Annotated in this window: 1 pseudogene; it reads left to right on the top strand. The window is 70.3% G+C overall.

The window, feature by feature from the left end:
* Positions 1–246, top strand: a pseudogene (locus ACK4TH_RS13395) (phosphoribosylpyrophosphate synthetase); the annotation flags it as partial.

Below are 246 nucleotides of genomic sequence, written 5' to 3'. Positions count from 1 at the left end.
CAGGACATCGCCTTCCACCCTGGCGAGGCCGTGAGCCAGCAGGTGGTGGGCGGGTTTCTGGCGGGCCTGTTCGACGCAGTGATCACGGTGGACCCGCACCTGCACCGCATCGAGCGGCTGGAGCAGGCCATCCCTGTGCCGCAGGCCGTGGTACTCAGCGGCGCCGAGCCGCTGGCCGACCTGATTGCCGAGCGCCGACCCAACGCCCTGCTGGTGGGCCCGGACGGCGAATCCGCCCAATGGATT

Origin of the sequence: Tepidimonas sp. (assembly GCF_046292505.1) — a bacterium.
In the GTDB taxonomy this organism is placed as follows: domain Bacteria; phylum Pseudomonadota; class Gammaproteobacteria; order Burkholderiales; family Burkholderiaceae_C; genus Tepidimonas.
This window is presented reverse-complemented; position numbering and strand designations above follow the sequence as displayed.